The 26,065-nt window shown below is 45.1% G+C and carries 25 protein-coding genes; 12 read left to right on the plus strand and 13 right to left on the minus strand.

From position 1 onward, the window contains the following. Position 1 precedes the first annotated feature (1 nt). From NL646_RS03410 to coxB, 4 genes are read right to left on the minus strand one after another with little or no spacing between them, the layout of a single operon-like run. On the minus strand, positions 2-886 hold the full coding sequence (locus NL646_RS03410; RefSeq protein WP_015313021.1) for a cytochrome c oxidase subunit 3: 885 nt from the start codon (positions 884-886) through the stop codon (positions 2-4). Positions 887-937: 51 nt separating this feature from the next. Beyond that, positions 938-1,477: a cytochrome c oxidase assembly protein gene (locus NL646_RS03415; protein WP_005498389.1), complete on the minus strand. Its 540-nt coding sequence runs from the start codon at positions 1,475-1,477 to the stop codon at positions 938-940. A gap of 20 nt (positions 1,478-1,497) precedes the next feature. Beyond that, positions 1,498-3,135, minus strand: coding sequence for a cytochrome c oxidase subunit I (gene ctaD / locus NL646_RS03420; RefSeq protein WP_017447847.1), 1,638 nt, complete (start codon positions 3,133-3,135; stop codon positions 1,498-1,500). After that, positions 3,132-4,295 carry a cytochrome c oxidase subunit II gene (gene coxB, locus NL646_RS03425; protein WP_017447848.1) on the minus strand — a complete coding sequence of 388 codons (1,164 nt, stop codon included), beginning with the start codon at positions 4,293-4,295 and terminating at the stop codon, positions 3,132-3,134. Before coxB ends, ctaD begins: the two co-directional genes overlap by 4 nt. A 330-nt stretch (positions 4,296-4,625) precedes the next feature. Between coxB and NL646_RS03430 the strand changes: the two genes are divergently transcribed. After that, positions 4,626-6,320 carry a phospho-sugar mutase gene (locus NL646_RS03430; RefSeq protein WP_025626433.1) on the plus strand — a complete coding sequence of 565 codons (1,695 nt, stop codon included), beginning with the start codon at positions 4,626-4,628 and terminating at the stop codon, positions 6,318-6,320. Positions 6,321-6,423: 103 nt separating this feature from the next. On the opposite strand, the gene NL646_RS03435 is transcribed toward NL646_RS03430, so the two are convergent. Both NL646_RS03435 and NL646_RS03440 read right to left on the minus strand, forming a co-directional pair. Then, positions 6,424-6,846 (minus strand): GNAT family N-acetyltransferase, encoded by a 423-nt coding sequence (locus NL646_RS03435; protein WP_025626435.1) that lies wholly within the window; start codon positions 6,844-6,846, stop codon positions 6,424-6,426. 78 nt (positions 6,847-6,924) lie between these two features. Next, on the minus strand, positions 6,925-7,557 hold the full coding sequence (locus tag NL646_RS03440) for a LysE family translocator (protein ID WP_005498379.1): 633 nt from the start codon (positions 7,555-7,557) through the stop codon (positions 6,925-6,927). Between the two features lie 228 nt (positions 7,558-7,785). On the opposite strand from NL646_RS03440, the gene NL646_RS03445 reads away from it, so the two are divergent. From NL646_RS03445 to NL646_RS03455, 3 genes are all read left to right on the plus strand, one after another. Beyond that, positions 7,786-8,613 (plus strand): AraC family transcriptional regulator, encoded by an 828-nt coding sequence (locus NL646_RS03445; protein WP_005498376.1) that lies wholly within the window; start codon positions 7,786-7,788, stop codon positions 8,611-8,613. Positions 8,614-8,692: 79 nt separating this feature from the next. Continuing rightward, positions 8,693-9,403, plus strand: a complete 711-nt coding sequence (locus NL646_RS03450) for an AzlC family ABC transporter permease (protein WP_020842318.1) — start codon at positions 8,693-8,695, stop codon at positions 9,401-9,403. Beyond that, entirely contained in the window at positions 9,403-9,714 is a 312-nt protein-coding gene (locus NL646_RS03455) for an AzlD domain-containing protein (RefSeq protein ID WP_017447854.1), read from the plus strand. The genes NL646_RS03450 and NL646_RS03455 overlap by 1 nt, the downstream gene beginning before the upstream one ends. Here NL646_RS03455 and NL646_RS03460 read toward each other — a convergent pair. Both NL646_RS03460 and NL646_RS03465 read right to left on the minus strand, forming a co-directional pair. Continuing rightward, the gene (locus NL646_RS03460; protein ID WP_005461913.1) at positions 9,711-10,325 is read right to left on the minus strand and encodes a fumarylacetoacetate hydrolase family protein; all 615 of its coding nucleotides are present in this window, start codon (positions 10,323-10,325) and stop codon (positions 9,711-9,713) included. The two genes, NL646_RS03455 and NL646_RS03460, sit on opposite strands and share 4 nt — an antisense overlap. A 202-nt stretch (positions 10,326-10,527) precedes the next feature. Then, positions 10,528-11,556: a porin gene (locus tag NL646_RS03465; protein WP_025570368.1), complete on the minus strand. Its 1,029-nt coding sequence runs from the start codon at positions 11,554-11,556 to the stop codon at positions 10,528-10,530. A gap of 613 nt (positions 11,557-12,169) precedes the next feature. Between NL646_RS03465 and NL646_RS03470 the strand changes: the two genes are divergently transcribed. From NL646_RS03470 to NL646_RS03480, 3 genes are all read left to right on the plus strand, one after another. Continuing rightward, entirely contained in the window at positions 12,170-13,141 is a 972-nt protein-coding gene (locus NL646_RS03470; protein WP_253663854.1) for a porin, read from the plus strand. A 474-nt stretch (positions 13,142-13,615) separates the two neighbouring features. Then, a complete protein-coding gene (locus NL646_RS03475; protein WP_253663935.1) occupies positions 13,616-14,473 on the plus strand; it encodes a DMT family transporter in 858 nt (285 codons plus the stop codon). 44 nt (positions 14,474-14,517) lie between these two features. Beyond that, complete coding sequence (locus tag NL646_RS03480) at positions 14,518-15,132, plus strand: glutaredoxin (RefSeq protein ID WP_253663855.1); 615 nt, start codon at positions 14,518-14,520, stop codon at positions 15,130-15,132. Between the two features lie 86 nt (positions 15,133-15,218). On the opposite strand, the gene NL646_RS23345 is transcribed toward NL646_RS03480, so the two are convergent. The 3 genes from NL646_RS23345 to NL646_RS03490 all read right to left on the minus strand — a co-directional run bounded on the left by NL646_RS23345 (position 15,219) and on the right by NL646_RS03490 (position 17,246). Then, positions 15,219-15,353 carry a hypothetical protein gene (locus NL646_RS23345; protein ID WP_005461920.1) on the minus strand — a complete coding sequence of 45 codons (135 nt, stop codon included), beginning with the start codon at positions 15,351-15,353 and terminating at the stop codon, positions 15,219-15,221. 132 nt (positions 15,354-15,485) lie between these two features. After that, a complete protein-coding gene (locus NL646_RS03485) occupies positions 15,486-15,833 on the minus strand; it encodes a hypothetical protein (protein ID WP_253663856.1) in 348 nt (115 codons plus the stop codon). 210 nt (positions 15,834-16,043) lie between these two features. Then, a complete protein-coding gene (locus NL646_RS03490) occupies positions 16,044-17,246 on the minus strand; it encodes a multidrug effflux MFS transporter (protein WP_253663857.1) in 1,203 nt (400 codons plus the stop codon). Between the two features lie 107 nt (positions 17,247-17,353). On the opposite strand from NL646_RS03490, the gene NL646_RS03495 reads away from it, so the two are divergent. After that, the gene (locus NL646_RS03495) at positions 17,354-18,241 is read left to right on the plus strand and encodes a LysR family transcriptional regulator (protein ID WP_005498358.1); all 888 of its coding nucleotides are present in this window, start codon (positions 17,354-17,356) and stop codon (positions 18,239-18,241) included. 248 nt (positions 18,242-18,489) lie between these two features. Continuing rightward, positions 18,490-20,310, plus strand: coding sequence for a bifunctional diguanylate cyclase/phosphodiesterase (locus NL646_RS03500; protein WP_005461969.1), 1,821 nt, complete (start codon positions 18,490-18,492; stop codon positions 20,308-20,310). 52 nt (positions 20,311-20,362) lie between these two features. Here NL646_RS03500 and NL646_RS03505 read toward each other — a convergent pair whose 3' ends face one another. Next, positions 20,363-21,646, minus strand: a complete 1,284-nt coding sequence (locus tag NL646_RS03505) for a peptidoglycan DD-metalloendopeptidase family protein (RefSeq protein ID WP_086458281.1) — start codon at positions 21,644-21,646, stop codon at positions 20,363-20,365. A gap of 124 nt (positions 21,647-21,770) precedes the next feature. Next, positions 21,771-22,400, minus strand: a complete 630-nt coding sequence (locus NL646_RS03510) for a hypothetical protein (protein ID WP_005482728.1) — start codon at positions 22,398-22,400, stop codon at positions 21,771-21,773. Positions 22,401-22,560: 160 nt separating this feature from the next. On the opposite strand from NL646_RS03510, the gene NL646_RS03515 reads away from it, so the two are divergent. From NL646_RS03515 to NL646_RS03525, 3 genes are all read left to right on the plus strand, one after another. Continuing rightward, entirely contained in the window at positions 22,561-22,962 is a 402-nt protein-coding gene (locus tag NL646_RS03515) for a GFA family protein (RefSeq protein WP_005487761.1), read from the plus strand. Between the two features lie 153 nt (positions 22,963-23,115). Next, on the plus strand, positions 23,116-23,787 hold the full coding sequence (locus NL646_RS03520; protein ID WP_015313010.1) for a YoaK family protein: 672 nt from the start codon (positions 23,116-23,118) through the stop codon (positions 23,785-23,787). Between the two features lie 468 nt (positions 23,788-24,255). Next, positions 24,256-25,620 (plus strand): YjiH family protein, encoded by a 1,365-nt coding sequence (locus tag NL646_RS03525; RefSeq protein WP_025629385.1) that lies wholly within the window; start codon positions 24,256-24,258, stop codon positions 25,618-25,620. The last annotated feature ends 445 nt before the right edge of the window (positions 25,621-26,065 follow it).

Genomic DNA, 26,065 nt, shown 5'->3' on the forward strand with positions numbered 1-26,065 from the left:
GCTACAACACATAAACAAAAACAAACAGGCATAGCCATACCACATCAACAAAATGCCAGTACCAACTGCCTGCTTGAAATGCGAAATGGTTGGTAGGAGAAAAGTGGTCCTTCGCGATTCTAAACAGCAATACAGTTAAGAATATGGTGCCAAGACAAACGTGCATGCCATGAAAACCAGTAAGCATAAAGAACGTATTGCCATAAACCCCCGATTGAAGCGTGAGCCCCATTTCCTGATAAGCGTGAATGTACTCTTTCGCTTGATAGAACAAGAAAAAGCCCGCCAACACGATGGTGATTTCAAGCCACACGACTAACGCTGTGCGTCGGTTTTTCTCCAAACTGATGTGTGCCATGTGTAACGTGATAGAAGAAAGAAGCAAAATAATGGTGTTAGTGAGCGGAATACCTTGCCAAGGCATCGCTTGGGTGCTTTCCCCACTAGGCGTTGTCGTGAGCGGCCACATAGCTTCAAAGCTTGGCCACAATACTTCATTGGTCATGAGGTTATTATCAGCCCCTCCTAACCAAGGGACAGACACCATTCTGGCGTAAAACAGTGCTCCGAAAAACGCGCCAAAGAACATCACTTCTGAAAAGATGAACCAACTCATCCCCTGACGAAATGATCGAGTGATCTGCGCGCTGTATTTGCCCGTCAACGATTCGGTGATGACGTTACTAAACCACCCTGCCAACATGTAAAGCAGAAACAAAAAGCCTACGGCAAGCACAATGCGACCAACAACACCGACCGCACCATCGCTTTGAGTACCTTGCACCGTCATGCCCGCACCGACGGCGACTAAAAACAGAGCAAACGCGCCAATGATCGGCCAACTACTTTGAGCAGGAACGTAATAGGTTCCAGGTTTATTACTCATCAGTTCTCTCCTTACAGACACTATTTGGCCTGTATCTCACTCCTTGAGAGGCTAACTGCCTGTGGGAGGAGGAAGTTTGTAGAGTGTATAAGACAGCGTTAATGTATGTATTGAGTCCGGCAAATCGGGCTCAATATAGAAAATCAATGGCATCTGAGCGTGCTGCTTTCCATCCAGCGGCTGTTGCGTAAAACAAAAGCACTCTATTTTGTTGAAGTAAGCTGCACCGTTGCCTGGAGAAACGGAAGGCACCGCCTGCCCCACGAGCCTTTGTCCACTTTCGTTAAATGCCAAGTATTCAGTTTGCACGACTTCACCTGGATGAACATTCATCGAAATGACTTTCGGCTTAAACTCCCACGGCATATCTGGGTTGACGTGTGCCATAAACTCCACACGAATCGTCCGGCTCAAATCGGGTTGCATCCCCGTAGGTTGAATCGCTGCAACATCACTGGTTTTACCGTTGATACCTAACGCATCACACATCACGTCATAGAGCGGCACGAGCGCAAAACCGAACCCGAACATGGCAAAAGTGGCCAGCACTAACTTTATCGTGAGCTTTTTGTGGGATGATTTTTCTGCCATGTTCTTCGCCTCTCGTTCCATTAATCCACTTTAGGCGGCGTACTAAAGGTATGGTGTGGCGCAGGGCTTGGCACAGTCCACTCTAATCCTTCTGCACGCTCCCAAGGCTTGGCCGACGCTTTCTTTCCGCCACGAATACATTTGATCACGATCCACAAGAAAATCAGTTGCGACAAACCAAAGGCAAAGCCGCCGATAGATACGATTTGGTTCACATCCGCAAATTGAATCGCGTAATCAGGGATTCTTCGCGGCATGCCCGCCAAACCTAAAAAATGCATCGGGAAGAAAAGGACATTGACGGAAATGACTGAGCACCAGAAATGCCACAAACTCAACTTGTGGTCATACATATTCCCCGTCCATTTCGGCAACCAATAATACGACGCCGCCATGATTGAGAAGACCGCGCCAGACACCAAGACATAATGGAAGTGCGCAACCACAAAATAGGTATCGTGGTACTGGAAATCCGCCGGCACGATAGCAAGCATCAAGCCCGAGAAACCACCGATAGTGAACAGAACAATAAACGCAATCGCAAACAACATTGGCGTTTCAAAGGTCAATGCGCCACGCCACATGGTTGCGACCCAGTTAAACACTTTTACTCCGGTCGGTACCGCAATCAACATGGTGCAATACATAAAGAACAATTCTGCAAACACGGGCATGCCTGTCGTGAACATGTGGTGCGCCCACACAAGGAAAGAAAGAAGCGCGATACTGCATGTTGCGTACACCATAGAGTGATAGCCAAACAGCTTTTTGCCACTAAATGCAGGAAGAATGGCAGAGATGATCCCGAACGACGGCAAAATCATGATGTACACTTCTGGGTGACCAAAGAACCAGAAAATGTGTTGGAACATCACAGGATCGCCGCCGCCCGCAGCATCAAAGAAGCTGGTACCAAAGTACTTATCGGTCAGTACCATCGTCACCGCACCCGCCAACACTGGCATGACGGCAATAAGTAAGAACGCAGTGATCAGCCAAGTCCAAACGAACATCGGCAACTTAAACCATGTCATGCCCGGTGCGCGCATGTTGACAATCGTCACGATGACGTTAATCGCCCCCATGATGGAGCTGATACCCATGATATGCACAGAGAACACAAACAGCGCAGTACTGTCTGGCCCATACGTAGTCGATAGCGGCGCGTAAAACGTCCAGCCGAAATTCGGTGCACCGCCCGGTAAGAACAATGAGCTCAACAGAATGAGAAACGCAAATGGCAGAATCCAAAAGCTCAAGTTATTCATACGTGGCAGCGCCATATCAGGTGCGCCGATCATCATCGGGATCATCCAGTTTGCTAATCCAGTGAACGCGGGCATGACCGCACCAAACACCATCACCAAACCGTGAACCGTTGTCATCTGATTAAAAAATTGCGGATCGACAAGCTGCAAACCCGGCTGAAACAGCTCCGCACGAATGACCATTGCCATCGCACCACCCGTTAGGAACATGGTGAAACTAAACCAAAGATACAACGTGCCGATGTCTTTATGGTTGGTGGAATACAACCAACGAGCAATACCTTTTGGCGCGTCGTGCGAATCGTGGTCGTCTAACGCAATTGTTGCGTTTGCTGCGGTATGCGCTTCAACGGGTGCCGACTTTACGGCTTTGTCTGCTGGCTTACTCATATTTCCTCCTTGGCACTTTTTTGTGCCTTAAAGGCATTGACGTCGGCCGCTTGAACCGTATCGCCAGTATCATTTCCCCAAGCATTGCGTTGGTAGGTAATTACCGCAGCAATTTCTTGATCACTAAGTTGGTTAGCAAAAGACTGCATCGCCGTCCCTGTGCGGCCATCAACAACCACACCGATATGTTCGGTGATATCACCTGTCGCGACAGGACTACCTTTAATTGAAGGGAACGCTCCCGGAATACCTTCACCATTGGCTTGGTGACAAACAGCACAACGCGCCGAGTAAATTGCTTCGCCTTGCGCCATGAGCTCATCCATCGACAAGTCTTGAGTTAGCGCCTCTTGCGCCGCAGCTTTTTGCATCGCGATTTCTTCTTTCTTACCCGAGAGCCACTGATCGAATTCATCTTCCGACATGGCATGGACTACGATTGGCATAAAGCCATGAGCTCGTCCACAAAGCTCTGCACACTGACCACGATAAACGCCCGGCTCATCAATTCGCGTCCAAGCCTCGTTGATGAAACCCGGGATGGTGTCTTTTTTCACGGCGAAATCAGGCACCCACCAAGAGTGAATCACATCGTCTGAGGTCAGTAAAAATCGCACTTTACGATTCACAGGGAGCACGAGTGGATTATCCACTTCAAGCAAGTAATGCGCGCCTTTCATCTCTATACCGTCAATCTGCTTTTGGCTGGTTGCGAGCAAGCTGAAGAATTCCACATCTTCGCCAAAGTAGCTGTAATGCCACTTCCATTGCGAACCTGTGATTTGAATGGTGATATCCGATTGGCTAGTGTCTTCCATTGCGACTAAAGTTTTCGTTGCGGGAATCGCCATCGCGACAAGAATGATGATAGGGATAACAGTCCAAATAATTTCCACTTTGGTGCTTTCGTGGAAATGTGCGGCAACTGCACCTTTTGATTTGCGATGACGGATGATGGCATAGAACATGACACCAAAGACAACCAGAGCTATCGCGCAACAAATGTAGAAAATGAGCATATGTAATTCATACACTTGCTCGCTTATCGCCGTGACCCCTTTGGTCATGTTGAGTTCATTGTCCTTTGACCAACCGTAGGAGGAGAATGTGATTAAAATCACACTCAGTGGTATGGCTAGAGTAGTCGCTAATCTTTTCAAAAGATCTCTCCTCTGCTCAGCCGCTACGCTTGCGCGAGCTTCCTTGCGTCCCATTGCAAATATCGAACAACTTTACGAAAAATCACAAAAAATACGATTTCGACACAGTTTGTTATATTTATGTTAAAAGGCTAGTTATAGTTCCAAAGTTCTTCAAGAAATTAAATGTGATTAAATTTTGTTCAGACAGGAAAAATAAGTTCGGTTTATCGATTGCCCTCTTTGAAATGGAATTGAGAACCATTTACATTAAAGTAAAAGAAAACATTGGATACTTTTTCAGAAAAAGTGTCCAAACAAGTAGGCTCCCCCTGCTAAGGAATGAAAGATATGACAGCACTAATTACTCAATGGCTAGCGCGAGATCCTGACCCTAAAACTCGTGAAGAGCTTCAGCACCTCGTTGATACGAATAATGAACAAGAACTTTCTGACCGCTTCGGCTCCCGTCTTGCCTTTGGTACAGCGGGTCTACGTGGCAAAGTGGGCGCAGGTCCAAACAGAATGAACCGTTTGGTGATTCAAGAAACTGCCACAGGTCTCGGCCACTATTTACTTGAACAAGTGCAAGATGCAGCGAGTCGCGGCGTTGTTATTGGTTACGATGGCCGACCAGATTCTAAACAGTTCGCGCACGATACTGCTTCTGTCTTAGCAGCACTCGGTATCAAGGTTTACCTAACCTACCAAGTCGCGGCAACGCCTATTGTTGCTTTTGGTGTACGCACAATGAATGCTGCAGCGGCCGTTGTTGTAACCGCTAGCCACAATCCACCCGAATACAACGGCTTCAAAGTGTATTGGGAAAATGGCGCGCAAATCATTCCACCTCACGACTCGGGCATCGCGGCAAAAATTGATGAAGCGACCACAAAGCCTCTGCCGTTGATGTCTTTAGACGATGCTAAACAACAAGGCTTACTGGTTTGGTTGGAAGACGATTACTACCAAACTTACCGTAAAACCATGAACGAAAATGCTTTGCTGACTCCTGATAGCAACACCGATATTTCTATCGCTTACACTGCGATGCACGGTGTTGGCGCAGACATGGCAGAAACGTTACTTGCTGACGCTGGCTTTAAAAAAGTGGCCAGTGTTGCGGAGCAGCGCGAACCTGATGGCACATTCCCTACAGTTAACTTCCCAAATCCAGAAGAAGCAGGGGCAATGGACATGGTCATGGCGCTCGGTAAATCCGTAGATGCGGATATCGCCTGTGCTAACGACCCAGATGCAGACCGTTTCGCCGTCGCCGTAAAACGCCCAGACGGTGAATACCAAATGTTAACTGGCGACCAAGTTGGTTCATTGTTTGGTGATTACTTGCTAGAGCAACAGCCGAACTCACTGGTCGGTAACACCATCGTGTCATCTCGCCTCTTGAGCAGCATCGCAAAAGCGCATGGCGCAGAGTATTACCAAACGCTAACAGGCTTTAAATGGCTAACCAACGTCGCGATGAGCCAAGAAACCGAGCAACATCCGTTCTTGTTTGCTTACGAAGAGGCGCTCGGCTACACCGTTGGCAATAAGGTGTGGGATAAAGATGGTTTGTCCGCGATTGTTGCGTTTTCGCAATTAACCGGAAAGCTCAAAGCACAAGGCAAAACACTGTGGGACAAGTTGGAAGCGCTTTACCGTCAACACGGTTTTTACTTTAACGCTCAGCGTAGTATTGCGTTGGATCCAAACTCACCACCAATTGGTGACAAGTTACGTGCAAATCCACCGAGCGAGATTGCAGGCAAGAAAGTATCGGTTACTGAGGACTTGAAAACTTCCGTTCGTACATTTGAGGATGGTTCAGAAGAGACGATTGATTTACCAGCAAGTGATGTGCTGATTTATCATCTTGAAGATAAATCTCGCGTAATCGTTCGTCCTTCTGGTACTGAGCCTAAGTTGAAATGTTACTACGAAGTCATCAGTGACTTCCCTGCTGACATGAGCTACGAGCAAGCGCAACAAGCTGCGGAAGCCAAAATGAACGCGCTGATCGACGCACACCAAAAAAGCTTGTAACCCTCTCAACGAGTAGTCATGACAAGCTCATGACTACATACTAAAAGAGGTGCTATTCGCGCCTCTTTTTCTGAATTTCTAACAAGCTAAACATCAGTAGCGACTAATCTGCGATTTCTTTTTGGAGGAAGTATTTGTGGATTCCCTCAGCCGGATAACCGGAATACTGCCCTACTTTTTCAAAGCCCAATTTGAGGTAGAAATCGAGCGCTTGGAAGCTGTAAGTATCTAAATAAATATGAGTCACGCCATACGGTTTCACATGCTGCTCTAACATTGCCATCAGTTTACTGCCTAAGCCCGATGTTCTGCTTCCTGCGTCCACCCACAAGAACTCCACAAAAACCGTATTTTTAAACATTTCCCCAGTAAGGCCGCCAATGATTTTGCCGTCTTCATCTTTTGCAAAGCAACCCACCGCATTCACTTCTCCTTCAGGTAAGTGCTTGCGGTTATATGATCGAATGCCATCACGAACGCAATCAAGATCGGCTTGGTCTGGGTTTAAACAAAATTCAAGTTTCATACACCTCTCCTTGGAAAACGTTTCTATCCTAAAACAAAAAGCCAGCAATTGCTGGCTTTCCGATTGAATTTGATAGGTTTATAGCACGAAGCTGCTCAACATCCACAAAGCGAGGATCACAAACACCAACCCCATAAGTTTGTGCTGGTAAGTGCGGAACTTCTCATTCTCCAGCAACCCTTTCCCTAATGTACCAGCCAACGCTACCAATAACAGGTTGAACAAAAGGCCAAGAACGTTCAACAACAAACCAAGCGCCAGCATCTGCTCGCCGGATGAAGCGGTAATATTGCTCGAAACGAACTGAGGCAAAAACATCACAAAAAAGACCAACGCTTTAGGGTTGAGCAAATTGCTCATTAATGCACGTTGATAGTAGGTCGATGCCATCTTATTTTTTTGATCAAGCTCTGGAGCAGATGAAGCTTCTGCTCTCAAGCAATCCCAACCCATTTTAAGTAGGTACGCACCACCTAAAAGGTGAAGTACTTTGAGTGCCACAGGGCTCATCGCAATCAGGGTTGAAACCCCCATCGCAGCAAGTAAAGTAAGGATAAGGCCAGACGTCGCGTTCCCCAGACTGGCAAATAAGCCAACCTTTTTGCCGTAGCTCATACTTGAGCTCGCAATCAGCAACATATCAGGGCCAGGCAAAAGCAACAAGGCGATAACCGCCGTGAGATAAATAGGAAGTACAGCTAAATCGATCATGATGGAACAGGTTTTCTACAACAAGGCGGCGAATCTTATACCAATAAATCAAACTCGACCAGATTAAATACCTTTAAATGTAGCGATATTTAGAAAGGATAAATCGCCAATTCACTCATATAAAAACAATTAACCTTTTTAACGATACCGAATAGCAATTTTGTACAAAAATAAGGACGATGGATACGTTACACTCGTATGACGGACTTCTCGAGCAGATTGGAAACAATGAAAGAAAAGAACAAGGAAATCGCGACATTCAAAATTGCTCAAGAACTTGGTGGCTTGGAGCTGCTAGATGCTAAGTATGAAAAGCAGAACTTCTCTCGGCACAGTCACGAAGGCTACACCATTGGTGTGATCGAAAAAGGCGCTCAACAATTTTTCCGCACTGGCGGCAACCACATTGCACCACAAAACAGCATTATCTTAGTTAACGCTGATGAAGTGCATAACGGCCATTCAGCAACCGAGGGGGGCTGGGAATACAAAGCAATGTATCCTGTGCCAGAACAATTTCAAACCTTGGGGCAAGAGCTTGGCTCACCCAATATCGCGCTGCCCTATTTCCCTCAACCTGTGGTTTATGATCCCGAACTGGCAAGCCAATTGCGCTTGGTGTTTGAGACTCTAGAAAAATCGGACAATCGACTGCTGCGAGAAACCTTGGTGTACGGCACGTTGATCAAATTGGCGAGTAAACACAGCACTCACCGCGCACCACTAAAAGAGTCCACCAAAGCGCAACGACAGTTACAGCTTGTAAAGGAGTTTTTAGAAGACTTTCCACAAACCGATGTGTCGCTGGAAGAACTCGCGAAACTGGCTGGGCTGAGCCCTTTTCACTTACTGCGCGAATTTCAAAAGCAATTTGGCTTTCCGCCTCATGCTTACCAGATCCAGCAACGTTTACGTATGGCGAAAAAGCTGCTCAAACAAGGGCAGAGAATCTCTGATGTCGCACAAGAATGTGGTTTTCATGATCAAAGCCACCTGCATCGACACTTTAAGAAAGCCATGGGCGTCACGCCGGGCCAATATCTTCGCTTTAGCTAAATCCGCAATATCGTACAAGGCGAGATGTCTCTACCACGTTACGTTGATAGCCTGACTTCAAAACAATTAAGAACAAACAATGGATAACACTTTGCCGTTACAAGAAGAATCAAAAGCCACTTTATTTTGGCAAGGCACACTCGCAATGATGCCGTTGAGTATTGCCGTACTGCCTTGGGGACTCTTAGCAGGTTCGTTCGCGATTGATACAGGGCTTCACCCGCTAGAAGGACAAGCGTTATCCGCGATTCTTTTCGCGGGCTCCGCTCAGCTCGTCGCGATGGGAATGATAAAAGCGGGCGCGGGGCTAACCACTATGTTGCTCACCACGTTTTTCATCACGTCACGACATTTTCTCTACAGCGTATCCATGCGCAGTAAAATTGCACCGCTTCCACTTAAGTGGCGGCTATCGCTTGGTTTTCTGTTAACCGACGAGCTGTTTGCCATTGCAGGCCATCATTCTGACGAACAATTTAATCGCTGGTACGCCCTTGGCGCCGGATTGAGCTTCTATCTGTTCTGGAACCTTGCGACGCTGACAGGCATCGTGGCGGGTAGCCTAATCCCAGAACTGAATGAAATGGGGTTGGAATTTGCAGTAGCCGCAACCTTTATCGCGATTGTCGTACCCACGATTAAAAATGCAGCGGTACTTTCTAGCGTCTTAGTGGCTTTGGTAGGCTCAGTCGCGTTAAGCTATTACCAAGTGGAAGGAAGTTTGATGATTTCGAGCATTTTAGCCATGTTAACAGGCTATTTTGTCGAACAAGTGCAGGAGAAACGCTAATGATTATGCTGTCAATTTTACTCATGACGCTGTTGGTGTTCACAAGCCGATACTTGTTTCTCGAACCGAAGTTGCCATTAAAGCTTGGCACGCGCACACAAAAGATTCTCAACTACGCGAGTCCGGCCGTTTTAACCGCGATCTGGGCGCCGATTGTCTTCATCCCCGAAGGGGAACTCAGTGTCAGCGTACAAAACCCGTTTTTATTGGCTGCGACATTGGCTGCGTTGATCGCCTATTTGACAAAAAACGTTCTCTTAACGACGGTTGTCAGTATGGTGGCGTTTCTTCTTTTGCGCATTTGGCTTTAATCAGCCACCCACTCAATTTCTAACAAGGTGACGTCGCCACATTTTAAACGCCCAAGGAATACGTCACCTTGATGGACTTCGCCAACCCCTTGCGGCGTTCCCGTCATTACCACATCACCGTCTTGTAAAGTTGTGTAGCTACTTAGCTCATCCAAAATCGCAAATGGCGGATACAGCATCTGTTGTACGTGGCCTTTTTGCACACGAACACAGTTAATCAATAGTTCTAAGTTAAGGTCATGAATATCAATGCCCTCAAGAGGCACAAAGCGGCTAAAAACCGCAGAACCATCAAATGCTTTTGCTCGCTCCCAAGGCAAGCCTTGCTTTTTGAGAGAAGATTGCAGGCCGCGTTTCGTCAGGTCTAGCCCCAAACCCACGGCGGCGTATTGACCATCTTTGATTAGAAAGCAAATTTCTGCTTCATAATGCAAAGGTTCTTGATGAAATGAGCGTAAGATCGTCGATACAGAGGTAGAAGGTTTATTAAACACCACCATTTGCTCTGGAATAGCATTATCCAACTCATGGATGTGCTCAACGTAATTACGCCCAACACACAGCACTTTTCCAACTTCTACTTTCTTTTCTTCAACTTGAATGACGCTCATTGATCTTCCCTGCAAAACAAAAACATCATCATAATCTAACCTTTTGATGGAACAACACTAGAACGCGCTCTGAAGTATCGAAAATAAGACATTCAGCCCGTTTTATGTTTTGTGTCATCAGTTTGAAACGCATGTTGATTCTTCGAAAAAACGAAAAAAGCCAGCATCATGCTGGCTTTTGAATCGATAACTGTAACGACAATTATAGGTAGTAACGTGCACCAAGTGCCCATTTGTCATCAGTTTTACGGTCGTTAGCGTCGTTCAAGTCAAACTGGTAACCCGCATAGCCCACAAACTTAGGTGTGAAGTTGTATTCTGCTTGCAGCGCCATTTCTTCACGAGCCGTTTCTGTCTTCGCGCCTTTCAATTCTTTGCCTTCAACCATTTCGTAGTTGATGCTCAGATTTAGGCTATTAGGTAGTGCATAAGCGATCAACGCTTCGTACGCGTCGCTTTCAGCTAGACGAGTTTTACCGTCGAAGTTCATGTTTTCGTTCGAACCGTAAACCGCTGCTAGGTACAAACCTTGACCGTAAGAACCGTATGCCGCAGATACTAGGTGAGATTCAGCTGAATGCTTACCGATGTACGCTGAATCTTGGAAGTCGCCACCGTTGTACGTGTAACCCACTTTTGCGCTCATGATCGCGTAAGAAATTGCAACTTGTACGCGGTCATCGTATGTGTGCGTATCCGTCGCTTCGTTCGTACCTTGCCAACCTAGACCAACGTTAATTTTGCCTGCTTCGCCAAGTTCGATTGCGTTGCGGTAAGAGATCATTTTCTCTGCGCGGCCAGTGCCTAGGTTGCCGTGGTCGTCATAGATAAAGTCGTTCGCAAAGGCAATCGGCATATCTGCTACGCCAGCTACGTCGTAGTAAGGTGCCCATTGCGTACCGCCCACTGCACGACCGTATGTATCGTGAGTCAGACCTAAGTAACCAAGACGAGTTTTGAATGAGTTTTCGCCGCCATCTAGGTAGTTAAGTGCCCATTCACCACGAGCGTCAGCAGTAAAGCCATTACCTAGATCCTGAGTCGCTGTGAAGTTGATACGTGGAGAGTTTGTGCCTACGTCAGTATCACCTTGCTCTGAACCGTTCAGGTTAACAGACACATGGCCACCAATAGAGAACGTAGTGCCATCGTTATTGTAAAGTTCCACTGCTACTGCTTGAGTACCGAATGTTGCAGCTGCGATTGCTGCCGCTAGGAATTTTTTGTTCATTTATTAAGTCCATGTATTTATTAGTCGGTTAGTCGATTTGCACCTTGAGCATTTGGATTTATGTACGAATAAACGCCAAATACTTCGGGTGTATACAAAGGCTTTTTGGGGCATCTTTTCCGCCAAAACTGAATTACCTTTGCGCAACAACTGCCGCCACTTTATTTGAAGACTCTTCAACAACCGAGTGAAAAATTATAAGAAACCGAATAAAAGCAAACGTTTAGATTGCTAACTTATCATTCACCCAATCGATAACCTTACAAATTGAAATGTTTTGTAACGCGCAAGATCACGAAATCTCATAACCCTCTGAAACTCAAATGATCGAGCCAGATAATTAAGAAACATTTGCTTACATTTGCGAATTTAAAACACCTTCAGGAACTTTTTGGAAAAATTGTGGTCACTAATCAAGCACGAAAAAGCTAAAAAAAGCTAAAACCCTTCTAGTTATGCACCTTTTCTAAAGAGGCGTTTAAACGCGCCAGAAATAAAAGTGCAATAAAATCATAACTTAATAGCAATCTATCTTTCATTTTCGCGGTTTACCTTAGCGTCATCAACACATCGGGCAAGTAAGCCCATCGATTACAACTAGGGTAATAAGAAAATGAAAAAGGCAGCACTAACTATTGCAATTCTAACAGCATTGGTATCAGCACCATCTTTCGCAGCAACAGTTTACAAAAACGACGGCACTGAGCTAAAAGTTGGCGGTCGCGTTGAGTTTCGTGGCGACTTCATCGGTTCAGATGGTGCGGAAGTAGAAGGCTCAATGGAAGACCAAAGCCGCGCTCGTCTTAACCTTAAAGGTAAAACTGACATCGGCAACGGCATGTCTGCATTCGGTGTGTACGAAGCAGAACAAAAGACAGGTAAAAGCGAGTTCAAAAACCGTTACATGTACGCTGGTGTAAATACTGACGTTGGCGCATTCTCTGTAGGCCGTCAAGACATGGCTGCCGTGATCATCTCAGACATGACGGATATCACTGAGTTTTCTGGCGTTCAGCAAGTGATTGATTCTTCTTCTGATAAGCAAGACAGCGTATTCGCATACCGTGGTGAGTTTGATGCACTACAACTTCAAGCGACTTACCAAGCAAACTCTGGCGATAGCCAAGACAAATACGGCATCTCTGGTATGTACTCTCTGCCAATGGGGCTAGACTTGGGTCTGGCTTACTCTGGCGGCGACGTAGATAAGAACAACTCTGAAGACCAAATCCTAGGTGGTATCGCTTACTCTCTAGATAACCTATACCTAGCGGGTACGTACTCTCAAGGTTCACTAACCGATTCTGAAGACTTTACTGCTTACGAGTTGGTTGCTAGCTACAAAGTAGCAAGCAAAGTAACGCTAGCAGCACTTTACACTGCACAAGAAAACGATCCAGACAACGGCTCAAAATACGACTCAGTTGAAGGTATCGAGCTAGTTGGTTACTACAAACTAAACAGTAACTTCCGTACTTACCTTTCTTACTACATCAACCAACTTGATGAAGTGAAAGACGCAACATCTGGTCTAGTGACTGAAGGCGAAGATACGCTACGCCTAGGTGTACGTTACGACTTCTAATTCACTCTTGTCCTAAGAGCGAGTCCACTTGGCCGGCACTTTTGTCGGCCATTTTTTGTGGTGCTCACAGATAAAGCAATGAATTTTCATCTTTATTCTGTTACCCCTTCACTGCTCCACTAAAAAATACGAGCCTCAGAGCCACCACTTCTGCCCTCTTTTAATGCACTTTATCACTGACTTAGTGCATTTCTTCTAACCTTGACATCGCCATAAAGTAAAAACACTTATAAATCATGCAGATAAAAATTGGCACGTGTTCTGCAATACTAGAAATGCAAATGCATGGCAGCGTTTGTGCTTCTCGTTCTTTGTACCTGTAATGACAGGCACGTCCTTTGAATTGGTAATGTCGCCTCCCTCTGGGAGGCATTTTTTTATTTGCGCAAAAAGCTTTAGGACGTATTATCCGTCTACCTCTTTCAAACCGGAAATATTCAATTGAATCATCATCCTGTTCAAGGTGCTTCTTGGATGCTAACTGCAGGATTGGCATTCGCCATCGTGAATAGCTTTGCCCAAATCGCAAGCATCCACTTTGGTGTGTCTTCCACCACTTTTGCATTGTTTCAATACGCGATCGCGTTGTTCGTTATTCTTCCTTATCTAAGAACGCTAGGCATTCGACGCTCTTTGAGAACTCAACATTTTGGCTGGCACGCTTTTCGTATTTTTCTCTCTGTTATCGGTATCCAACTGTGGCTTTGGGCGCTCGCTTACCCTGTTCCGATTTGGCAAGGCATTGCGCTGCTAATGACTTCTCCGCTGTTTGCGACCGTAGGCTCAGGGCTTATCTTGAAAGAGAAAGTGGGCACCGCACGCTGGCTTGCCACACTAACTGGCTTTATCGGTGCCATGATCATCTTAGAGCCGTGGTCAGACTCCTTCACTTGGGCAACTCTGCTGCCTGTTGGGGCGGCCTTCTTTTGGGCAGCGTATTCTTTGATGGTGAAAAAGATGTCGGTAAACGATCCACCGTCTACCATGGTGGTTTACTTGTTGTTACTGATCACGCCTTTCAATATTGTGCTAGCGATACCAAGCTTTACCATGCCTAGTGACTGGACTATTTGGCTGATCCTTCTTTTTGCTGGTGCACTAACAGCATTAGCGCAATGGGCGATTGTGAAAGCTTACGCAGTTGCGGACGCTTCCTTCGTTCAACCCTTCGATCACGCTAAACTGCCTTTAAATGTGCTGGCTGGATGGATGATCTTTGGATGGGTGCCTCCTGGTCGTTTGTGGCTAGGCGCTGCGATTATTGTAGCGTCGATTGCATTCATCACGCACTGGGAAGCAAAAAAGACAAAGTTAGTTGAAAGAAAAATCTAGCTTTTGAGTTCTATATTTTCAGGAAAGGAAATGAGGAACACCCTATGACACAACCAATCAAAATCACACTTTATCGCTGGGCTGGCAACTGGGGGCCGTTCAAAGTGAACATCCCATGCGGAGAATGTACGCTAACCAAAGATATTTTAGTGGACACCTTCGCGAACGAATTGGCGGATGTACCAGTCGAACTCGAAGTGAAAGATTGGTTATCTCACTGGTGGGAACCTTTGAAAGTCGGTGCATGGCACGCCCCTATTCTTCTGGTTGAAGGTAAAGTCGTGAGCCAAGGGGAAGCGCTAAACCGAGGCGTGCTCGTGCAATCGGTCATTTCGGAGTGGGTAAAACGTGATGAACTGAAAGGCAACATCATTTACGGAAAAGCCACTTGTCCGTATTGCGTCAAAGCTAAACAGTTACTCGACGATGCTGGTATTAAGTACGAGTATCACGATGTCGTCAAAGACAGCACTGCCCTGTATAGAATGATCCCAGAAGTTAAAGCGATCATCGGTGAGAAAACACCAGTGACCGTGCCGCAAATTTGGTTAGAGGGAAAATACGTCGGAGGCGCAGATAACCTAGAAAAGTGGTTAGCCGCAAAGGGGTTAGACAAGGTGCCGAATAACGTCGTAGAAATACCAAGCCAATCGGCATAGTAGTTATCGCACTAGCATAAAGACCGTATAAATATTTGGTTGATAGAAACAAAAAGCCCTGATTTTTCAATCAGGGCTTTTCTGCATTAATTCGCCAGTTTTTTCATAACACGAGCAAAAATAGAAGCTTTTTTCTTCTTCGCTTTACCGTAAAGCGCTTTGTGCATCGCGTCTTTTGCAATCATCTGGCCAATGTAAGCACCACCAATTTCGTTACCCATGACCTTCTCCTGAATGTATTGACTTAACTATGTTGTAATTTTACACCACAATAAGACAAAAACAAGATGCACGTCACGTTTATTTTGTAATTTTCTTTCAGGAAGTACTTTTTGATTTTTTAGAAAGCCTGTTTATCGCTTCGGTTGCTGGTAAGTTTTACCTGCAGCCATGTAGGTGTCTTTTTGCTTGATCTCAAAGAAAGTTTCGAAAAACCAAGCTGCAAACTTAATCATGTTGTCGCCTTCATTCATGACATGCTCAACGTATTCTTGCTCTACCCCGGACTCGTCTTCTTGTAGAGTGATGTGGTAAATACGTTTTTCGCCTTCAACTTCTGCAAGACCAAACTGACCAGTTAGGGATTCTGCCGCTTGTGCAACTTCTTCTTCCTCACACGCTTTAAGTAGTTCTAGCGCCTTTGGCATGTTTTCTTGCAAGGTAATTTCTTTTATCAGTGTTTCAAATTCGTTTTGTTGCATTCTTTCACCTAACGATTGGAGAGCGAGTTGTCAGTTTGCAGAAACTACTGCGCTAGCTTGAATCAAAGTACCGCGCCAAACCTTGCTCCCTTGATTGAAACAAGTTCAGCGCGATTTACTCAAGTCATTCACTAAGCCTGACTTAATTTAGCTGCGCATTTTAGAAAGGAGCCACTAACCTTGCAAGTACATTTCCCTTCACTAGAACATTCAACTGGAAGCTTCCGGTTGCGCAGTCTGACGAGGTGCCCTTCGATATTGGCTAACCACCAGTACGATGCAAGAAATTAGAGCGATAAAAAGATAAAAGATGCCTAGCTGATGCTGATCCGTCACCCACTTTTCAACCAAGTAGCCACCAAACAAACCCGCTAAACACATTTGAATTGAGCCAGACAATGCAGACACTGCAGACACTGCCCCAGCTTGCTGCTTATGCGGAGACAACAACAAACTTATCGAAACAGGAAAAGACATCCCTTGCGCAAAACTCAAACACGTGAATGCGACCAGTAACGATGCAACCGTAAACGGCGTCACCAACAGTAAACACCCAGAAAGCGCGACAATCGCAAAGCTCATCAACAGTATTTGCTGTGCTTTATAACGGTTATTGATCAAATTGAGGACGACGCTCCCCATCAACAAACCAGCCGACGGGATAATCATCAAAGAACCATAATCAGCCGCGGTTAAGCCCAATTCTTGCTGCATCAAAAATGGATATAAAGACAGTGTCACTAAGCCAGATAGGTAGCTTAACCAGTTATAACTGGCACTCCCGATAACTTGCTTGTTCGTTAGCAAGTAGTAGTAATTCACCATGACTTGCCTTACCTCGAACTTGCGTTTTGGATACGGCAGCGTTTCTGGCAGAACCAAGTAGCCAAGGATAAATATCGCCAACAAATAAAGCAGCACAAAGACAAATACCGCTTGCCAGCTAAAGTGATACGCAATCCATCCGCCAAAAAGAGGCGCGACAATCGGCATGACAGAAGCAGTGACAGAGATATACGACAAAGCTTTAGTTAACTGCATACCGTCATAACTGTCCCGTAGCACTGAGCGCCCTAAAACAGAGGCACTGCCGGCTCCTAACCCTTGCAGCAATCGCCCTGCCTCAAGTGCAGAAATGTTATCGCCAAAGACGATACAAATGACGGTACCGATTAAACAGATGCTTTGTCCGAGAATAAACACCGGTCGTCGTCCAATGGCATCAGAAAGCGGACCGTAAAATAGCTGTGACACACCGAAACCAACCAAAAATAACGTCACCAAACTCTGAATCGAAGGTTGTGGCAAGTTAAGGTCATGGCCAATGAGCGGTAAAGAAGGAAGATAGATACTGACGCCAACCTGGCCAGTAGCAATGATCATCATCGCAAGTAACAACGGTGTTTTACGCACTAGTCCCCTCCCACTTGTATTACAGACTTATTGCAAACAGTGTATATTTGATACTCAACGATGATAATCAGCTAAATTGGAAAGGAATTATTTCCTCGGAGGACTTAATGGATTGGATTCAAAGTGTACAAAGTTACATTCGAGTTATCGAAGAAGGCAGCTTCAATGCAGCCGCACGGAAGCTCAACACGACAAGCTCTGCCATCAGCAAGCGTATCCAGTGGTTAGAGGACAAAATTGGCGTCCAGTTACTCAAGCGTACCACTCGTTCAATAAGTCAAACCGAAGCTGGTGCACTATTCTACGAGCGAGCCAAAGTGCAACTTGACTCTTGGCAGTCCGTGTTAGATGAAACTCGCTCAGTAAACCAGTCTCCGGCCGGTCTGTTAAAGATTGGCGCAACGTTGGCGGTAGGTTCTAAGTTTTTAGTCCACTACCTTGATGATTTTCTAGAAAAATACCCCGATATCACTCTGCAACTCACCACGACGCTACCCGGTCAACTGCCGGAACTGAGTTTGGATCTATTCATCAGTCGTCATTTGGAACAGCTCAATTCATTAAGCTTTAAAGCAACCCCGCTGTTCGAACACAAAGCTCAGTTTTATGCAGCGCCGAGTTACTTAGAAAAATACGGCACGCCACAAAATGTTGAAGAGCTGACAAAACACAATATTTTGATTTGGGGAGAAAAACCGGCAAGAGAGATCAAGACCAACCGTGGGAAAAGAGTGAGCTTGTCAGGCAACTTCGCAACGACCAATCCAGAAGCTCTGTTTCATGGTGCAAAACGCGGAATGGGTATCTTGATGACCAACAACGTAATGATCAAAGACGATTTAAAATCCGGGGCGCTAGTGCCTATTTTGCCGGATGTTACAGCCGACGAGGCTACGGTGTATGCGTACTACCCAAAACTGGACTACCAACACACACGCACCCAATTGTTCCTCGACTATCTAAAATCCCGTTTAGAAGAAGAAAAACGCATCTAATTTGATAGTTTTCTTGTTAAATGTGTGAGTAAGCGACTACTTTGAAATTAATGCCTCAAACTTTGATAACACTCTAGTCTTACTAGACTCACCTATTAGTGTTAATTCCTTGTCTGTTGGGATTCAAAGTTTGAAAAATCTCCTTAAGTAAACGATAGTTTACTTGATGCATATCAAATTATAAGTCGTCGTGTCGCACAACTATCAAAGCACGATATGAAATTAATAACGGCTAGGTAACGTGTTTAATGGATCATGTACAAATCAGTGTCCAAAAGCTTGATGAAATATTGAAGCTCAATGGGAGCGCTCTGCTCAACAGAGTGACTTTAGATATCCATCAACAGTTGAAGAGTCATTGTACATGCGTTGTTGAAGTGGCTCATCTTCAACATGCTGCGCACACCATTTCCTTTGCAAGTGGCGGAGAGATCTCAGATAACCTCAGTTACCACCTGTCGGGCACTCCATGTGAAAAAGTCGCGAAAGACATTGGCGAGCACATCTTTTACCAAGATCAGGTCTATAAACGCTTTCCTGAAGACCAGATGTTTCAGGATGATGGCGTTCAAGCTTACCTTGGCCTACCGTTGAAAACACAAAGTGGCGAAGTGCTTGGGATTTTGCTGTCTACTTTTACTCGAAGCATTCACGCGAAAGAAGCACAAGATGTGCTCGAACTTCATCGCTTTTATGCCAATGTGATTATCCATAGCCTTCGTGAAAAATGGGTCAGCGAGCGTTCGGACAAACTCCTAAACCAACTTAGCTACGAAGTCTCTCATGACAACCTCACCGGTTTGTTGAACCGCAGCTGTTTGGCAGACACGCTCGAAACATTAACGCAGCAAGCCACCCGCCCTTTTAATCTGGCGTATTTAGATATCGACAACTTCAAATCGATAAACGACATCAACGGGAACTACATTGGTGACCAGATCATCAAGTTTACTGCAAATGCGATTCAACAGAGCTTGTCTTCCCCAAATAACGCGTTTCGCGTTGCTGGCGACGAGTTTGCCTTTATTACTTATGATGAAGATCCCGTAGCTGTATGTCAGGAAGTGCTCGATAAAATTGAAGCCGGTTACAGTGACAAATCCAATCGTATTTCTTTTACCGTGAGCATTGGCATTGCACGTGCGCCTGTTCACATGCTCAACAGTGATGAACTGATCCTAAATGCCAGCTTAGCGTTGAAAGATTGCAAAAAACACCGTGACACACGAATTCAACATTACGACACGCACTTAAGTGCGCTTTATCATCGTCAAACGCAACTGATTGAAGCGATGCGCATTCAATTAAGCACGAGCATTACTGAAAGTCATGAGCTTTACGTGGTGTTACAACCGATTGTTGATGTAAACAATGATCGCTGGGATTACTTTGAAATACTCGCTCGTTGGAACAGCAGTGTGTATGGCAACATCTCCCCTGCGGAGTTTATTGAAGCGGCCGAGCAATCGGGATTAATCATCGAATTAGGTGAGCGAATCATAGAGTTAGCATGTATTGCGAAGCAAGAGTTAGAGGCTCACCTCGGTTATACTGTGAAGCTATCCATCAACTGCTCTGCACACGAACTGGTCGATTCAAACCGCTACATCAACCACCTAACAACCTTGCTCGAGCGATACGGTCATGATGCTTCGGACTTTGTTATAGAGCTCACTGAAACCGTTTTGCTTTCTCAAAGTGGACGCGAGCAGATGGTTTTGAACTCGCTTCGCTATCTTGGTTTTAAAGTCGCACTGGATGACTTCGGCACCGGCTATTCGAGCTTAAATTACATTCATAATTACCCTATCGACAGCATCAAAATTGACGCCACATTTGTGCGCAATATGCTCTCGAACAAAACGTCAGAGCAAGTGGTGTATCTGATAGCCCAGCTAGCTCAACTGTTGGATGTCGACTTAATTGCAGAAGGCGTAGAAGACGACAGGGCGCTAAATAAGCTTATCGACATGGGTTGTCATTATATTCAAGGCTACTTCTATTCTCGCCCACACAACGTCGATGAATTGGTACACATGATTAACGATAGACAAGTCAAACGCGCATAAAAAAGACCAAGCAATTGCTTGGTCTTTTTGTTTCGATTAAGAGCCTAAACAGCTATAAAACCGCTTTCTCTTTGTTTTTTAGTAGCTTATCCATTTCATCTCGATTCGCGATGAAGGTTGCCATCTCCTTCTTAGGAACAGAGCTCGCCATCGGAATATTCGCGCGCATCGCGTTGACAGGGCGTCCGTACTCGATCAATTCATAATGAAGGTGTGGGCCAGTAACTCGGCCTGTTTTACCAGACAAACCGATACGCTGACCGCGAGAAACTTTTTGGCCTTTCTTCACTAAGATCTTGCTTAGATGCAGGTAACGCGTTTTGTATTTGTTACCGTGCTCAACAACAACGTAGTTACCCGCATACGGGTGCTTACGTGTCATAATCACGGTGCCATCACCCGTCGACACTACTGGTGTGCCAGTTGGCACAGCAAAGTCAGTACCGTTATGCGGTGCAATACGGCCTGTTACTGGGTGTAAACGATTTGGGTTAAATCCAGAACTGATACGCCAACTACGGCTCACAGGATAACGTTGGAACGCACGCTGTAGGCTTTCACCTTTCGCGTTGTAGAACTGACCATCCGTATGAAGATACGCGGTTATCTCACGACCACGATTGTAGATTTTGATCGCTTCGATTTCATTCTTGCCAGTTGAAACACCGTTGATAGTTTGTGAACGACGAACCACTTCAAATCGGTCACCCGCACGAAGATCACGTCCAAAGTTCACCTGCTCTTTTAGCAAGCTCACCACTTGGCTGATTTCTGCAGAACTCAGACCTAAACGATTAGCAGAAGAAGAGAAACTGCCTTGAATTACGCCAACTAGCGGCTCCTGACGCCAAACACCAGGAATGGAAATATCGGTAAAGTCATAGCCACCATCGCTGTTCAGCTGGTAAACCACTTTATCTGCAATCGAAAATTGCAGTTCCATTTTTTCTAGCTCGCCTGTGGCATCATTGCGCCAAAAACGCAGCGTATTACCAGGCTTTAAGGTATCAAGTGCAAGGTAGTTCAAATCCGTTTCCATTACTTTCATTAATGAACTGTAACCGAAACCGAGTTGGCTAAAGATAGTACTTAAATTATCGCCAGCTTGGATTTGATACTCAAAATTAGGTGGAGTGACGACTTCCGCAGTCGTCGCATCAAGAATTCGTTCAACAACCTGCGATTCTGGCAGGTTTAATGCGATGGTTTTAGTTAAAGATGACTCTTTGAGAGAGTGAGAAACACCTATCGCAACTAAAACTGGCAAGGAGTATAACAGTAGCGCTCTACGACTTGTCAGATTCGGCAACCGTTTTGTAATTTCATTTGTAGACACGGGAATTACTATCTCCTTTCAAACAAGGCTCATAGCTTATGCATTCCCGTATAAGAAATCACTATGAAATTTCGAGATCTAGCGCAGAAAACACTTAATTTTTACAGAAGTCAAAAAAAATTCATCACTGTTGCATATGTAGGTTATTACCTACACGGGTTAGAGTGGCTGAATTTGATTGATTTGGCTCATCTGCCATGGATTGACTTTCGCCATGCGTTAGGAATGAAATAGCAATTTTGGTATCCGTTTGCCAATTGATTTGAGCAAATTTAACTCGATCACCAATAAACACGCTGTCTAGCAACACCACTCGGCTCGGGATCGGATCAAACTTAAATAACCCAACATAATAAAATGCCCCTGAGCCTTGAGTCGTAACAATCATCGGCGCCGCAATCCAAAATTCTTTGTTGATTTTACGTTGAGCGATAAACGCGGTCGGTACCAAAACCTGCCCCTTTGTCGCGCCTGCATCATACTGACCAATCAGGTAGCCATTCTCCTTGTCCCACTCTTCTAAAAAAGAGACGGCATTTTGCTCTGGTACTTGAATTGTCCACGGATTCTTCGCTTGCACTCCCAACACTTCGGCAACGATAGGATTAGATTGCACCTCTGCTTGCGGAAACTTGGCCATGATTTCATCATCAGACAAGCTAAAGCGATACACACCAGCAATGATAACAATCGCTAATAGCACGATAGGAATAAGAAGAATGAGTGGAATTGGCAGAATTCTGCTGCGAGCCATAGCGACTTCCTTGTTTTTGTTCTAAAAATTGTGTTCGGAGTATATACCAATTCGAATAGGATCACCGCATACACTCAAATCTCGATGAACCAAGTATCGTGAAATCACTCGAGCGGATTTAGGTATAAACTGTTTAGTGGGCAATCGATAGGTAATAACGATGACAAACATAATTCACACCGGAGAGTGCGCCTGTGGCTTAGTTCAACTTCGCTGTAAAGATGAACCTCTGCGAACCTCTATTTGTCACTGCTTTGAATGCCAGAAACGAACAGGCAGCGTTTTTGGTGTCCAGGCCAAATTCGATAAGGAGCAGGTCATTTTAGATGGTGACACGACTAACTACACCAGAATCAGCGACGATGGTAATGAAGTGAAATACGAATTTTGCCCTGCTTGTGGCACGACGATGCGACTGTTGTTATCCGCAGCTCCCGAAATCGTTGTTGTTCCCGTTGGAATTTTCAATAACACCGAATTTCATGAGCCAAAAGTTTCGATTTATGAGCAAAGGAAACATGGCTGGGTGAGTTTCGAGTGCACAATGGAACACATTCAATAGAGGGGAATCCCCCTTTATTGGCTTGTTATTATCTGAGCAAAAGCTCTATAAATGAGATTTTTTTGAGAATGATCAACCGAGTTGAACAGGAAAAGGTTTCGTAACTCAGTGTGAGCGTTATAATCTGCTCCTAACATTTGGTGGGGTTTTATTGTGATTTCCAGACTTCCTCGTTGGGTGGAATATGGCGCGTTTCTACTTGCCCTTCTCGCGGGCTGCGTCAATGCCGTTGGTCTTCTCGGCTTTCAACATCAAGCGATAACGCATCTTTCCGGAACCGTAACTCAGCTAGGGAATAGCCTATTAACAGGTATGGATAATTCCATTCACCTGCTCTTTATCGTATTCAGCTTTTTGATTGGCTCTGCGTTTAGCGGCTTCTTTATTGAGAGTAGCGCTTTAAAGCTTGGCCGACGCTATGGTGTGGCACTTTGTATTGAAGGGAGTTTGTTACTGTTAAGTTTAGGCTTCTTGGTCGAGGGCGACTCCTACGGCCAATACTTAGCGTCAGCAGCATGTGGTTTGCAGAATGCGATGATCACCACTTTTAGTGGCGCAGTTGTCCGAACGACACACATGACGGGGATCATTACCGACCTTGGCATTATGATTGGTGAGAGCTTACGAGGACGTCAATTTGACCGCCGTAAAGCTAAGTTGTTTCTATTCATCTTCTTTGGTTTTTTACTAGGCGGGAGCGTCGGCGCTGCCTTATTTATGGCTTATGGCTTGTATGCTCTGGTATTTCCTGCAATTTTAGCCTTTGGTATCGCGCTAATTTACTGGGCTTACCTTTACTCCATCAGTCGCAACCAAAACGCTTAATTTCAAGCAACGGATTCAGCCATCAATGCATGAATCCGTTGCGACTCTGCTTCATTCCAATCCACCTTCGACTGTCTCAACTTTCTTTATATAACACTCAATACAGCCTTCTATAGCCCTTAGTACTATTAAGGTTAAGCCTAAAAACCAAGGTAATTTACGTGAGATCGTAATCACATTTGCCCGTCTTTTTATTATTCCAGTCACACTGCGCCCCATAAGAATCTGCACAGCACGCCTCTCGTGCTACAATTTTCTAACACACGCAACATTTTCATATACACAATGGCGTTATTTGGCAATTTATCCGATAAATCGGCTGAATAACTACATGTATTTAATGAATAGTATTGCAATGGATGCAGTTTGCGGGTACCCTCCGCATCACTGTGATTAAATACGGATGTTTAGTGAATATTTATGTCATGGAATATGGCGAGTATTGACTAGTAGTAACACGAGAAAACTATGCATAACAACACCAATGCTACTGAAGCACCTAAGGGCAACTTTTGGATGTTCTTCATTCCATCCCTAATCGGTCTTCTGCTGTTTATGGCGCCTATTTCTTACAATGGCGACCTCACTATCCCTGTTGCAGTCATGGCAAAAGTCATTCCTGCCTTACTTGGCGATGCACTTATTGCTATCGTTACCGCTATTATCGCTTTCATGGCTGCCGCTTCTGTTCTTTGTAAAATTTTCAAGCCAGCAGCGATCCTTCGTAACGGTTTCTTAAACGGACTTTTCAACCCGTCTCCACTTTGGCTTGTTGTTCGCCTAATCGGTGGTGCTGCGGTATTGATGACGTTCTTCCAAGTAGGTCCAAAAGCGATTTGGGAAGAAAACACGGGCGGCCTTGTTTTAACTGGTCTTCTACCAACGCTATTCGCAGTATTCATTTTTGCTGGCCTTCTGCTTCCTCTACTACTTAACTTCGGTCTTCTAGAACTATTTGGCGCGCTATTAAGTAAAGTAATGCGTCCGGTATTTAACCTACCTGGCCGTAGTGCGATCGACTGTATGGCATCATGGTTGGGTGATGGCAGTGTGGGCATCCTACTGACAAGCAAGCAGTACGAAAACAAGTTCTACACTCAACGTGAAGCGGCAGTTGTTGGTACAACGTTCTCAGCGGTATCGATCACATTCAGCTTAGTTGTTATTGCTCAGGTTCAACTTGAACACCTGTTCCTACCTTTCTACGGAGCTATCTGTTTAGCAGGTATCGTGGCTGCGGTTATCATTCCTCGTTTGCCGCCTCTAAGCCTGAAAAAAGACCGTTACATTGACGGCAGCAAGCCAGCAGAAGATGTAGATGCAGTGCCAGAAGGTCACACGACATTCTCATGGGGCATGGACTTAGCTCTAAAACGCGCTGCAGAAGTAAAATCTGTTCAGTCTGTATTCAAAGAAGGCGTACACAACGCTATCGATATGGTGTTTGGCGTACTGCCTGTTGTTATGGGTTTGGGTACCGTTGCACTAGTGATTGCTGAATACACGTCAGTGTTTGAGATCCTTGGTCAGCCATTCATTCCTTACTTAGAGCTGCTACAAATCCCTGAAGCGGTACAAGCATCACAAACTATCGTGGTTGGCTTTGCAGATATGTTTATCCCTGCGATTCTGGCGGCATCTATCGACAACGAAATGACTCGTTTTGTTATCGCAGCAATGTCTGTTACTCAGTTGATTTACATGTCAGAAGTTGGTGCACTACTACTAGGTAGCAAGATTCCAGTTAACATCGTAGAACTGTTTGTTATCTTCATTCTGCGTACGCTGATTACACTTCCTGTGATTGCTGGTGTTGCGCATCTGATTTTCTAAAATCAAAGCATACACAAAGGCTCCGCTTTGTCGGGGCCTTTTTTACAACTAAAATTTGGCTTACTTCCCCACTTAACTTCGCCCCCAACGTAAACTCTATAATTTACAAAGAAAAAACCTCAGTAAACGCTTATTTATAATACATAAAATTTTACTAAACTCCTCAATCAAACCTGTTAACAACAGCACTCTTTAAGCAATTCCTTTCATTATGACGCTTTCATTAAGATGGCTCACTAATCAGATCAAACTCACAAGTTTTAACTCAAATCACCGTTTTGTTTAATTTTGGTTAAAAAAGACAACAAATGGATTCATGTTTTTGATAAAGATGTCGATAAGAAAGTAATCAAACACAACAGGTTTCTTTTTCTGCCGAATTCACCCGAACCAAAAAAGAGGTGGAAGCAGAAGAAAACTATCCGGGAGACTTAGAGGAAAACTC

It is taken from the genome of Vibrio sp. Y20_XG_PY13 (assembly GCF_024181925.1).
In the GTDB taxonomy this organism is placed as follows: domain Bacteria; phylum Pseudomonadota; class Gammaproteobacteria; order Enterobacterales; family Vibrionaceae; genus Vibrio; species Vibrio parahaemolyticus.

Bases quoted from the DNA above. Each gene is read 5' to 3' on its own strand.
- NL646_RS03500 (WP_005461969.1), top strand. From the start codon at position 18,490: ATGGATCATGTACAAATCAGTGTCCAAAAGCTTGATGAAATATTGAAG.
- NL646_RS03455 (WP_017447854.1), top strand. From the start codon at position 9,403: ATGATTATGCTGTCAATTTTACTCATGACGCTGTTGGTGTTCACAAGC.
- NL646_RS03475 (WP_253663935.1), top strand. From the start codon at position 13,616: ATGCTAACTGCAGGATTGGCATTCGCCATCGTGAATAGCTTTGCCCAA.
- NL646_RS03450 (WP_020842318.1), top strand. From the start codon at position 8,693: ATGGATAACACTTTGCCGTTACAAGAAGAATCAAAAGCCACTTTATTT.
- NL646_RS03470 (WP_253663854.1), top strand. From the start codon at position 12,170: ATGAAAAAGGCAGCACTAACTATTGCAATTCTAACAGCATTGGTATCA.
- NL646_RS03430 (WP_025626433.1), top strand. From the start codon at position 4,626: ATGACAGCACTAATTACTCAATGGCTAGCGCGAGATCCTGACCCTAAA.
- NL646_RS03480 (WP_253663855.1), top strand. From the start codon at position 14,518: ATGACACAACCAATCAAAATCACACTTTATCGCTGGGCTGGCAACTGG.
- ctaD (WP_017447847.1), bottom strand. From the start codon at position 3,135: ATGAGTAAGCCAGCAGACAAAGCCGTAAAGTCGGCACCCGTTGAAGCG.
- NL646_RS23345 (WP_005461920.1), bottom strand. From the start codon at position 15,353: ATGGGTAACGAAATTGGTGGTGCTTACATTGGCCAGATGATTGCAAAA.
- NL646_RS03440 (WP_005498379.1), bottom strand. From the start codon at position 7,557: ATGATCGATTTAGCTGTACTTCCTATTTATCTCACGGCGGTTATCGCC.
- NL646_RS03515 (WP_005487761.1), top strand. From the start codon at position 22,561: ATGACAAACATAATTCACACCGGAGAGTGCGCCTGTGGCTTAGTTCAA.
- NL646_RS03410 (WP_015313021.1), bottom strand. From the start codon at position 886: ATGAGTAATAAACCTGGAACCTATTACGTTCCTGCTCAAAGTAGTTGG.
- NL646_RS03435 (WP_025626435.1), bottom strand. From the start codon at position 6,846: ATGAAACTTGAATTTTGTTTAAACCCAGACCAAGCCGATCTTGATTGC.
- NL646_RS03525 (WP_025629385.1), top strand. From the start codon at position 24,256: ATGCATAACAACACCAATGCTACTGAAGCACCTAAGGGCAACTTTTGG.
- NL646_RS03465 (WP_025570368.1), bottom strand. From the start codon at position 11,556: ATGAACAAAAAATTCCTAGCGGCAGCAATCGCAGCTGCAACATTCGGT.
- NL646_RS03485 (WP_253663856.1), bottom strand. From the start codon at position 15,833: ATGCAACAAAACGAATTTGAAACACTGATAAAAGAAATTACCTTGCAA.
- NL646_RS03510 (WP_005482728.1), bottom strand. From the start codon at position 22,400: ATGGCTCGCAGCAGAATTCTGCCAATTCCACTCATTCTTCTTATTCCT.
- NL646_RS03460 (WP_005461913.1), bottom strand. From the start codon at position 10,325: ATGAGCGTCATTCAAGTTGAAGAAAAGAAAGTAGAAGTTGGAAAAGTG.
- NL646_RS03415 (WP_005498389.1), bottom strand. From the start codon at position 1,477: ATGGCAGAAAAATCATCCCACAAAAAGCTCACGATAAAGTTAGTGCTG.
- NL646_RS03495 (WP_005498358.1), top strand. From the start codon at position 17,354: ATGGATTGGATTCAAAGTGTACAAAGTTACATTCGAGTTATCGAAGAA.
- NL646_RS03445 (WP_005498376.1), top strand. From the start codon at position 7,786: ATGAAAGAAAAGAACAAGGAAATCGCGACATTCAAAATTGCTCAAGAA.